Raw genomic sequence first — 12,017 nt, 5'->3', positions numbered from 1 at the left:
TTATTTAGAAATTTGAACTAATGATACCCTACGCTTGATCGGCTTATTGAGTTGGTAAATTAATTTTTCTAGCATCGAAATTTCTGCGTTCCATGCTTGCCTTATTTCCGGGTGCATGGCTTTCGCATATAAATCTCGTTTAGCCCTCAACCAACCATCCTTAGCAACATGCTGATCCATGACCTCTATTGCTTTTCGATTATCGGCATTTAATAAACCTTTAGGTTGAAAAAAATAGTGTTGTACCCAAGCTAAATCACGAAATCTCCTTTCAATCTCCCATCGCTCTTCATTCAAAAACATCACTTTTATGGCCTGTTGGTATTGGGGAGTTTGGGTTAAAAGCGATAAATTGATACCCTTTTCTAAAGCGGTTGCTGAAAATTCAGCAATCACTTCCTCATCAATCTTTAATTGATAGCTTCCTTTTAAACCGGAAACTTTTAATAATTCTTCATTCATTTCCTCCATAAAGGGAACAACCTTGAGTGCATCATATTGACTGTATTTAGCGCCCCAACCTCTCGCTGTACTATCCAATGGATAAGGTAATGCGTTCGCTAAATAATCGAAGGAAATGGATTTACTGGTTTTTTGAATATTATCTACCGCACAATTTTCTAATGAGAGTACTGATGTATGCTTTGCATCTAGATGTACTGCTGCAACTTTTTTACCTGCAAAACCTTGTGCTTTTAAAAATTCGTAAGCCATCACCATATGGCCATTATTATCGGGATGTATACGATCAGCTCCAGAGATGGTAAATGAGGGGTCTTTTTCTTGAAATTTTGAATTTATTTTTGAGATGGATTCATTATAATCAAAAAACTCCCAATTATTTTTCTTCGCAGACTCTTGTTGAAATTTAACAATCCTTTTCATCGCATTGTTTTTATTTTTAAATGGTTGGTTGTCTTTGATGACAACATGCTCATCATAAGGTGTACTTCCTAATAAAACGATACGTGTATTTACTAAGCCTAAAAATCTTTTTTCCATCTCTTGGTAGGCATTAAAAGATTCTTGAACTTTCAAATCTGCAAATTTTTCAGGCTCCTCTTGATTGTATTCAAAGTAACCCGAATCATTCATTCCAAAGGTGCTAATTAACACTGTAGGTTGCTTAGCGAAAACATCGGCATCCAATCGTTTAACCATCTCGATCACACGATCACCTCCTATTCCAGCATTTAAAACTTTAAGATTCATCTCCGGGAATCTGGTCATATAATATAACCAAATGTAAGAATGATAATGACCACCATCTGTGATACTATTTCCTAAAAAGACCACCCGGTCTGCTTCTTTAAAAGGGGTAATTTGCTGAGCCTGTACCGTAGTATTTACTAAAAATCCAGATAGGCAATAAAGCCCAATTTTCAGAAATATTGTCCGAGAATATCGCATAGTAATCAATTAATAACGAAAAAAAATATGTGTAATAAAATAGGTTTTTTCAGAAAGACCTCTTTCGAGTCTATCCATAAACACAAAAATAAAATACTATTGCTCTAATGCCTAGTCTTTAATATGCTTGGTAAACTTATTAAAGCCCACAAAGACCTTAATCAATTGATTAGCAATTAAATAGGTAAGATTTATAAAATAATTTGGTAAATCTTTTAGAATAAACTAGAAGATATGGAGGCGATTTTCTTTACCTTTTCTTCAAATAAATCACCTTCAAAAATAGCTTTACCTTTTACCTTACTTTTATAATTATAGATGGTTTGGATAGAGTAACGTAGAAATACAGCAATTTGGTTCACATCGGTAATCCCTAATCGAATTAAAGCGAATATTCGTAATTCCGTATTCAGTTGATTTTTCAAGGTAGTATAGCGCTCTTCTTCTTTCAATAGGGAATTAAATTCTTCGACAAAAGTGGGATAAACTTCTAAAAATGATTTATCAAATTCAGTAAATAATGCTAATGCATCTTTTTCTAATAGTTTATTGCTAGAAGTGAATTTTATTAATTCATCAATTTGTCCACTTTTAATTTTACGCTGCACAAATTTTCGATAATCATCCAATTTATCAAGATAAACTGCACATTGATTAATATAATACCCTATATAACGCTCACGTATTAAATTTGCTTCGTCTAGTCGATGATTTAATTGCAATAGCTCTTGATTAATGCCTTTTAATTTTTTCCTACCGCTAGAAATCGTTTTATTTTGATGGTATAAAATATATAATGTTATCCCTAAACCTAATACGATTATGGAGATTAAAATAGCATATCTTTTGAGATTCTTCCCTTGGTCTTCAATTTTTGCTATATAAGTCGCCTCAATGATAGGTTGAATCCGTGCAATTACAGAATTTCTAAACCTTGAATTATAAAAATTAGCATCGTCTAATGCCGCATGAATGTAATTATAGGCTCGATTAACCTCCCCTTGTTCGTGCAGGTAAATTGCCAAGGTTAATAATGATTCATTTTCTTTTATTGCCAACTTCACATCCGTTATCGCCGCAAGGATTAAGTAATGTTCAAATTCCTTTTGTTGATTTAATTCTCGAAATACCATGGCAAGTCCCATTGCTGACATCGCGTATGCATGCGTGTGAACTTGTTCTTTAGAAAATAGTTGTTGTTGGATTTCTGCAGAACGCTTTAATTCACCTTCCGCTTTTAATTGAAATGATTTTTCCTTTAAATATATATCAGACTGATGGTCTAACAAGGATAATAACTCCATTCGAAACTTGCCTATTTCTTGTTTATGAAAGGTAGATTTTCTGTTATTTTCAGTGTATATAATCAAATTTTCATGGTACCGAATAATACCCCAGCCATAAAGAACTTTTAAATGCTTAGGTAACTGTTGATAATCTATTTGTTCAAATACCTCCCAAGCTTGTGTGAAAAAACCAGACATCGATAGTACAAATGCCTGCCGAAGTTTACTTTCCTGAATCCATTCTTGTTGGGATAAATCTTGCGCAAGCTTGATGTTTTGATCGATATATACCAGTGCTGAGTCACAATTAAATGATTGGTATTCCGAAATCAATTCTGATTGAATCTCATACCGTTGAACCTTATCCGCTATGATTAACAATTTCTTTTTAATGGAATCTATTCGGTTCAATTTGGTCAATTTAAATTGCTCCCGTTTTAGTATGGCTTCATCTAATACGGTAAGCAAAGAATCTCGCTCATTCGCTATTGCAGGAACAAACAAAAATTGAAAAATAAATAACAGGTATAGTAAATAGTTAATCAAAAGAAATTTAGTTATTAGGTCATTCCTTACAAATATAAATATTTGATGATAGAAAAGTTTATGTTGTTCTTGAAAGGTTCTTTAAATAGATTTTTTTTATTATTATTACTGAAAATAAATAACCATGATCATAAACGAGCATAGCATCCGTAACCAAAAATTTGCCGAAATAATAACAGAGGATATTGTTTTAAATTCCGTAGAGGATGCCTTAGATTTAATTGGTAATTGCTCCTATCAAGGTTATGATCATCTGATTATTTACGAAAAAAACATCACTAAGGATTTTTTTAATTTAAAAACTAAACTTGCTGGCGAAATATTACAAAAGTTTGTTCAATATCAAATGCCTGTTTCCATTATTGGCGATTTTTCGAATTACAATAGCGATAGTTTGAATGATTTCATTTTGGAGAGCAACAAAGGAAGACATGTACACTTCCGCCATCAATTGGAAGACTTATTTTAGCCCCTCTCTTAGTTTAATTGTTTGGAAGTACCCCCTCATGACAGCACATGACAGTTTCTTATTCATAATCAAGTATATTGGGGAATAATAAACCTAAGATCTTTAAAAATAGTTTTAAAACAATTTTGATAATTCTCGAATTACCTTGCTGTCATGCATATATCTAGCATATTAAAATATTTTAATATAGATCCTCAATTTCCAATGATATTAAACACCTTATGAAAAGTTTTTTCAAGCGAATTACCCTCATTTCTACGATTGGCTTACTGATCTGGATGAACACATCTTGTAATCAATCTAAACCCATTGATTTTAAAGTTCAAGATGGAGAGCATATAGTCTTTATCGGTAACACATTTGCCGAGAGACTGCAACATTACAATTATTTTGAAGCATTATTATATAAAAATTTCCCTAATCAGAATCTTACAGTAAGAAATCTTGGTTGGAGTGCTGATGAAATTAATTTGCATGTACGTCCATTTAATTTTGGAACGGTTGACCAGCATTTAACAGAACAAAAAGCTTCCGTAATTTTTGCAAGTTATGGGTTAAACGAAGCTTTTAAAGGAATTGATAGTCTAGAAAATTTCAAAACTGAATTGCAAGGCTTTGTCAATCATTTAAAATCTCAAAAATACAATGGAAAATCTACTCCTCAAATTATATTAGTTTCTCCCATAGCTCATGAAGCCTTAGGAGGTTATTTACCTAATCCTTCTGAGCATAATAAAAACTTAAAACTTTACCGCAGCGCGATGCAAGATGTAGCTGCTGAACTAAATGTGGGTTTTATAAATTTATATGACTTCACGAAAGATTTAGGAGATGCTAAAGATTCCATCACCATTAATGGTATACACCTCAATGATAAAGGCTACAAAGCAGTGTCTGAATACATGGCTAAAATGTTGAACTTTAAGATTCAACAGTGGCAAGAAAATGACGAATACCAAAATTTTAAAAAAGCTATAGATCATAAAAACCAACAGTTCTTTCATAAATACCGTGCTGTAAACGGAGAGTATATTTATGGGAGTCGTAAAGAACCTTGGGTTCAGCCTGCAGGAGGACCGGTCTATTACCCTTCCGAATTTTTAAAATTGGATAGTATGATTGCAAGTTTAGATTCATTAGTTTGGAAAGCTGCTGCTCCAGGAACTCCAACAAACTTAGAAGCAATCAACAAAGTTTTATTTAGCGGTATGAACAAGCAGGCTAGCATGTCGGTAAATAAATTGCCAATTCCATTGGATGAGCAATTTAAAGTGCATGAAGGCTATCAAATTGAGTTATTTGCTTCAGAGAAAGACTTTCCAATTGAAAAACCTGTAAAAATAACTTTTGACCCTGCTGGTAAATGTTGGGTTTCTACAATGCCTTCATACCCTCATTATTATCCTGGTATTCCTCCTAATGATAAGATCATAATTCTCGAAGACACTGATCAAGACGGAAAAGCAGATAAGCATACGGTATTCGCCGATAGTTTATATATGCCACTAGGCTTTGAGCTTGGTAATGGTGGTGTTTATGTTTCTCAACCTCCATACCTCATGTTCTTCAAGGATACCGATGGTGATAATAAAGCCGACGTAAAAGAAATTATTCTCCATGGCTTTGGAACCGAAGATGTACACCATTCCGTAAATGCATTAACTTGGGGACAAGATGGTGCCCTTTACATGCACATGGGAACATTTTTACATACGCAAATTGAAACACCTTACGGTCCTCAACGCGGCGCCTATGGTGAAACATGGCGTTATGATCCATTGTCAATGAAGATGGAACCTTATGTTTCTTATGCTTATGCAAATCCTTGGGGAAATGTGTTCACCAAAGATGGAACGCATTTAATTGGCGATGTTTCTACTGGTATGAACTATTTTGCACCACCATTAACCGTAGCAACGGATTATCCAATAAAACATGTGGCCATGAAGGATTTCCTGACCAATAAGATCAAACCTAAAACCTGCGGAATGGAAATTATTTCCAGTAAAAATTTTCCAGCCAATGTTCAAGGCAACATATTGTTTAATACATTCTTAGGCTTCCAAGGAGTCACCCAACATACCTTGAAGGATGAAGGTAGTGGCATTGTAGGGCATGAAATCGAACCTTTACTCCAATCCATAGACCCTCAATTTAGACCTGTTGACCTTCAATTTGGTCCTGATGGCGGTCTTTACTTAGTGGATTGGTTTAACATTGTCATTAACCATGGTGAACGGACTTTACGAGATCCTGAACGTGATAAAACACATGGTAGAATTTGGAAGATAACCTATAAGTCCAATGAACTGTCTAAAGCAGTTGATATGACAAAATTAACTATCCCTCAATTATTGGATCAACTTAAAGATGCTGAAGACAGGGTGCGTTATAGAGCAAGGATACAGTTAAGTAATTTACCAAAATCAGACATTCTTGATGCATTAACTGATTGGATAAAAAATTTAGACAGCAAAGACAGCAATTATGAATATCAGCTTTTAGAGGGCTTATGGACCTATCAAAGACTGAAAGAACCCAATCAAAAAATAATGGAACAATTGATGGCTTCTAAAGATCCGCTTATTCGTGCTGCAGCGGTAAAATCTCTATTTTATAGTCAAGATCAAATTCAACGAGTACAAGATAAATTAATACCTTTTGTTCAAGACCCATCCCCTCGAGTAAGGTTGGAAGCTATTGTATCATTAAGCCATTTTGAAGATGAAAAGACCTTAAATGCCTTATTAAAAGCAATGGATAGTCCAATCGATGATTATATAGGCTATGCACTAAGGGAGAGTTTCAAACATCTTAAACCTGTTTGGATGAACTTGTTTCAAAAAGACCCAGAATTCTTAGCTAATGAACCTCAAAAGGTCGATATGATGTTAAGTCCTGTAGCTACCGCTAAGGCTTTAGAACTTCCAGGATTTTTTCATCACGATCCATTGGCAGGTCAATATACTATGCAACCTTTATCGGAAAAAGAATATGAAATTCTCGCTAAAAGTAAAGCAGTAATGGATTTCAAAAAACGTATTCAACAACCGGAAGCGGCACCACAAGAATCCGTTGCAGCAAATGGCAATACCATAAACTTAAAAATAGGCACTGTATTAGGTAAAATGGCCTATGATCAAACAGTAATCAAATTGAAAGCAGGAAGTCAGATTTCGATGCATTTTCATAATCCAGATGAGATGGCTCATAACTTAGTGATAGTAAAACCTGGAGCAGCCGAAAAGGTAGGTACTGCAGCCGATGCGATGGCGAGTATGAAAGATGCTTATGAAAAGCAATTTATCCCAGACCTTCCTGAAGTCCTATTTGCAACCCCATTGGTTGCGCGAGATGAAACATTTGTGCTGGAATTTACTGTTCCTACTCAAAAAGGTGAGTACCCATTTATATGTACGTTTCCTGGCCATTGGAGAGTCATGCAGGGAAAATTTATCGTAGAATAATTCACGGAAGAAATTAGGTGGGAAAGGTTTATTTTGATAATTTAGAAGAATTATCAAAATAAACCTTTTTTTATCAGCACATACAACGCTAAACTATCAATATGAAATACATCTGGATTCTATCTATTCTATTTAGCTGCCATACTCCGGCTCCTAAAGAATACCCTAGCATTGGAAAAATTGAAATATTATCCCCAAGTATGGAAAAATTAATAGACCCTAAGGCGGCTATTGAAATCATTGGTACAGGACTAACTTGGGCTGAAGGTCCTGTATGGGTCAAAGACGGGAATTACTTATTATTTAGTGACCCTCGATTAAATACAATTTATAAGTGGGATGAAGAGAATGGCATGCAAGAATTCCTAAAACCTTCAGGATATGAAGGCGAAGCCTGGTATAGCGATGAACCTGGAACAAATGGACTCATCATTAATCAGGATGGTAAATTAGTTGCTTGCGACCATGGTAATCGCAGGTTATCTGTGATAGATCTCAAAACCAAAAAGAAAGAAAGTTTGATCGACAACTGGGAGAATAAAAAGTTTAACTCTCCAAACGATCTTTGCCAACACGCAAACGGCGATTACTATTTTACTGATCCTCCCTATGGACTTCCCGAACGTGAAAGCGATACCACTACCAGAGAAATCAAAGAAAACGGAGTATACAGGTTAAATAAAATTGGAAAAGTGGAACAAATCATTTCCAATTTAGGTAGACCTAATGGCATTGCACTTGCTAATGATGGAAAGACTTTATATGTTGCATTAAGTGATGGTGGAAACCCTTATATCATGTCATATGACCTACTAGATCAGGGTAAAGTTGGAGAAGGTAAAATATTTATAGATTTTAAAAAGCTTTTCCCTGATGAAGGATTAGCAACAGATGGATTTAAGTTTGATAAATCAGGGAATTTATTTGCTGCTGCAGGTGATGGAATTGTAGTTTTTGATCCGGAAGGAAAACCTATTGGAAGAATTCGCTCTGGGGTTAGATCAGCAAATTGTGCTTTCGCTACAGATGGTCATTTGTACATGACAGCGAATGATAAATTACTTCGAGTAAGAATGAAATAATTCATTCTTACTCGTTATACTGAATACGGTTAAAATTTCAAAGTAACTCCTACGGGCAAATGATCCGAAGGATACCTAGACCCATCATATACATCGGAATACACTTCATAATTCAAAACCTGTATATCTTTACTGATAAATACAAAATCTATCCTTCCTTTGGATGGGCCAGTAAAAACACCAGCTGCGATATTGGTTCCTTCTACCCCTTTTCTCGCCGCAATGCTCACATCATATGCATCCAAATAATGTGCTTTAATTTGCTTAATCTGCGTTTTTTCAACTGTAGAATTAAAATCTCCAGTACATATGATCGAATGATCCCCCGCTATTTCCTTCATCTTTCTAACCATTAATGCCCCCGACTGCAACCTTGCTTCCTTTTTTTGATAATAAAAATGCGCATTGAAAAAATAAAAAATCTTTCCTGATTCTTTGATTTTAAATTTTGCCCATTGACAAATCCGCTGGTCTGTCGCATCCCAACCTATACTTGGCACATCTGCTGTTTGGCTTAACCAAAACACACCTTCATCCAATAATTCAAATAATGCATCTTTATAAAGTATACTACAAGTATGAATATCATTCGTTTTTCCACCATACGGTTTAGCAACATGCTTAAATTCTGGCATCAAGCTATTGAGTTCTTTCATTTGAGCGAAGTCTCCTTCTTGGGTACCTACCATATCAAAACCATGCCTTTGTATAAGCTTGGCAACTTCAAACTTCCGGATATCCCATCCATTTCCACTCTCCACATCGGCCTTTCCATTGTATCGGATATTGTAGGAACTGGCATGGATTATAGATTTTTTAGAGGCTTGCATTCCTCGAGTAAAACCGCATGAACTCAGCACAATAATCCCTAAAAGGATGAGGATGCAACTTAACGTATTGGGCAATTGATTTTTCATGGTTTGATTAGCTATAGTATCGAATTAAATATTGACAATTTAACATCTTCTCATACAAATCTTGCGGCACATAAAAATAATGATTGGATGCTTCAAAGCCTATTCTAGAATCTTTAGATTGCAATTCCGCAAGTAATTTAGCCACATGCAATTCGTCTTTTAGCAACTGGACAATAGCGCTTTTAAGTTTTGAATTTTGTTGCTTCTCCAACTCCAATTGATCTCTCCATAGAATAAATCGACTCTGATTCACCACACTCTGATAATGTAAGGTGATGGCCTCTGCCACCTGCATTTCCAATTGAATAGTTCTCTTTTCCGCAGAAGATAATTTCAAATCAGCCAATCCCTGCTTAAGAACAGTTAATGCTTCGGAAAATCCCTTTGCAACTTTATCCATTTGTTGAATAAAAATTTCTACCGGGTAAATCGCTCTCCAACCATTGATGTCATCGTAAGGTAGACCGACCATAGATGCTGCATAATTTGTCTTTTTAGACCATAATAAATTAGATGGACCTGCCTGCAGCGGAGCGCTGTACACTAGATTTCCATGGTAAGGAAATTCAGAGAATGCAATACTGTACGATTTCCAAGCCTGAACCATCAATGATGAAGCACTTCCAAATCTACTCTCTGCCACTTTTTGTATGGCTTTTTCCTTTGTTAAGGAAAAATCAGATCCTAATAAAGAAACTACTTCCAAGTTTGGAGAAGGATAACCTCCCAAACTCCAACCCAGCATTAAGCCCTTAACACCTGAATTTCTTAAATTTTCTATGTGTTGGCCAATATTGAATAAGGCAGGAATATAGGGCACTGCTCCGATTTCCCAGCTGTTATTCGCTTGAATTTTCGCAATACAGTTAATTTGATATTGCTTAGCAATTTGCCAATGCCTTTTTGCCCGTGGCCCTGGACCTATCGAAGAAATGGAATATTCCCCTACCCTCGTTTTCACCCCTCCACGTTCGATTTCCAAATCCCACTCGGAAACACTCATGTACGACAAGTTCTCCGCATTTAATTTAGGGATAATTTCATCTGCATATGCATCCGTCCAACCCCAATCCCAAACAATCAGTTTAGGACGATCTTTGATTGCAATGGTTTTGCTTTGAGCAATCTCCCATTTTTTTATTCCATCCTTAATTCCTTGGCTATACAAATTATTGAGCTCCGAAATTACAACACCTGCACCGCGAGGTCCGCAACGCTTGCAGGAAGCTCCAGCAAAATGTGACCAGCAGTTTGTCGGATTTTCAGATGCAGTAATGGAAAAGAATCCACCCAATTGTGGCACCTGCTCCGTAATGATGGCTAAAGAATTCTCTAAATATTTTTGCACCTCCGGATGACTGGTACATAATGCATTGCCTGCCCCTTGCAGATCAGGATGTAGTTTAAAAAATTCATTCGATTGATGCCTAGGTTCATTTAAGTAAAGAAATATTCGAATTCCTTTTTTTGCTGCCCTTTGTGCCAACAAGCCTAAATTCGCTAATCGCTCTTCCCAATGTTCACTCTGTTTCAAATCCCAAGGAAAGGGAGTAATCTTACTCAATACAATATGCATCCAGATGTGATCAACACCAGAATTCGCCATCCGCGCCAAATAATTATCCGGGTAAGATGCACTGGAATCCCCTAATAAAGAATCTCCAAATAATGCGAAATAAGGATAGGCAATTCTTGGAGAGAATTGAGAATCTATTGGTTTTAAATTATTATTTTGAAGAGGTTTTGACAATTCCTTTACAAACTGAAAATAGGGCTCTTGTAAACGAGGAATACCCTGAGGAAATAAGACTTTCAAATCTGTATTAAATTGATTTACTACCTCTGCAGGGATTTCATCGAGGCTTTTCCATTTTAATGTTGGACATTCTGGCTTTAAATTACCCAATTTAACAAAAAAGAAGTCATCTTCTTTTAGCGTAAATTCTAAATGTTCAGCAGACCATCCTAAAAGTATTAATAGTTGTTCCTTAGGGAGCAAATGCCAATTTCTTCGGATGACCGTAAGGTAACTGCGATTCCATTGCTCCTTGCTAATGGTTTTATATGCCGTTAAACCCATTCTTTTTGCCATCACTTTGATATCCTTTACACTAGCCTCCACCGTTTTGGCCATACGCTCAATGGGTACCAAACTCCAATTTCTCCACACAAAAGCATGCAATGCAGAGGGAAAATGTGCCGGGATTAATCCCATTTTCAGGGCTTGATTATCATATCTTGACGTAAAAACATCGCCTAATGCGTGCTTATTGAACAACATGCTGGATCCCAATATCCATGCTGAATTGCATATAAATTTCCGTCGATTAATCATTAGTTATTTTAGGGTTAGGTATAAAAATCAAACTTTTCCTTTCAGCATGATTTCTAAGATTATAACTTGGTGGTCTTAATACTTAAACCAGTTCAAATCGTTTTCAAACTTCGGCTTGTATTAATTCTTATGTCGTAAAATAAAAGAATTATTTTGATTATTCAAGTTAATAATTAAAATATTACGTCCATTTAAACCGTATCTACGAATCCCTATTTACAATTTGAACAATCCATATCCCGAGTATTTTGCTTTCAATAATTGGTAGCATATAAAAAGTTTTACAAGCATAAATTTATTGAAATTCATTTCAGCATAGAAAAATCAGACTTTATATATTTTTAACATGAATTATAGATAAAATCTATTATAATATCCTAGTGAATTCAATTAATTTTATAAAAAATGTAGTAAATTTATATACATAAGATCGGGAAAACCTCTAAGATCTTATAAAATATAAATGAATATGTTTTAATGAATTAAAAATATATAAATACTAAAT

At 35.2% G+C, this 12,017-nt stretch carries 7 protein-coding genes; 3 read left to right on the top strand and 4 right to left on the bottom strand.

Annotated features, from left to right (window positions below; genetic code table 11):
- Both ACFRAE_RS11945 and ACFRAE_RS11940 read right to left on the bottom strand, forming a co-directional pair.
- Positions 1–1,410, bottom strand: a complete 1,410-nt coding sequence (locus ACFRAE_RS11945; RefSeq protein WP_422797388.1) for an SGNH/GDSL hydrolase family protein — start codon at positions 1,408–1,410, stop codon at positions 1–3.
- A 215-nt stretch (positions 1,411–1,625) separates the two neighbouring features.
- Complete coding sequence (locus tag ACFRAE_RS11940) at positions 1,626–3,242, bottom strand: DUF6377 domain-containing protein (protein WP_422797387.1); 1,617 nt, start codon at positions 3,240–3,242, stop codon at positions 1,626–1,628.
- A 124-nt stretch (positions 3,243–3,366) separates the two neighbouring features.
- On the opposite strand from ACFRAE_RS11940, the gene ACFRAE_RS11935 reads away from it, so the two are divergent.
- From ACFRAE_RS11935 to ACFRAE_RS11925, 3 genes are all read left to right on the top strand, one after another.
- Positions 3,367–3,711, top strand: a complete 345-nt coding sequence (locus tag ACFRAE_RS11935; protein WP_422797386.1) for a DUF4180 domain-containing protein — start codon at positions 3,367–3,369, stop codon at positions 3,709–3,711.
- Positions 3,712–3,932: 221 nt separating this feature from the next.
- Positions 3,933–7,178, top strand: a complete 3,246-nt coding sequence (locus ACFRAE_RS11930; RefSeq protein WP_422797385.1) for a PVC-type heme-binding CxxCH protein — start codon at positions 3,933–3,935, stop codon at positions 7,176–7,178.
- Between the two features lie 101 nt (positions 7,179–7,279).
- Positions 7,280–8,260, top strand: coding sequence for an SMP-30/gluconolactonase/LRE family protein (locus ACFRAE_RS11925; RefSeq protein ID WP_422797384.1), 981 nt, complete (start codon positions 7,280–7,282; stop codon positions 8,258–8,260).
- Between the two features lie 29 nt (positions 8,261–8,289).
- On the opposite strand, the gene ACFRAE_RS11920 is transcribed toward ACFRAE_RS11925, so the two are convergent.
- Both ACFRAE_RS11920 and ACFRAE_RS11915 read right to left on the bottom strand, forming a co-directional pair.
- On the bottom strand, positions 8,290–9,177 hold the full coding sequence (locus ACFRAE_RS11920) for an endonuclease/exonuclease/phosphatase family protein (RefSeq protein ID WP_422797383.1): 888 nt from the start codon (positions 9,175–9,177) through the stop codon (positions 8,290–8,292).
- Between the two features lie 7 nt (positions 9,178–9,184).
- Entirely contained in the window at positions 9,185–11,512 is a 2,328-nt protein-coding gene (locus ACFRAE_RS11915; RefSeq protein ID WP_422797382.1) for a hypothetical protein, read from the bottom strand.
- Positions 11,513–12,017 lie beyond the last annotated feature (505 nt).

It is taken from the genome of Sphingobacterium sp. HJSM2_6 (genome assembly GCF_049316305.1).
GTDB lineage: Bacteria > Bacteroidota > Bacteroidia > Sphingobacteriales > Sphingobacteriaceae > Sphingobacterium.
The sequence above is the reverse complement of the archived record's forward strand: the minus strand, read 5'-3'. Positions and strand labels throughout refer to the sequence as shown.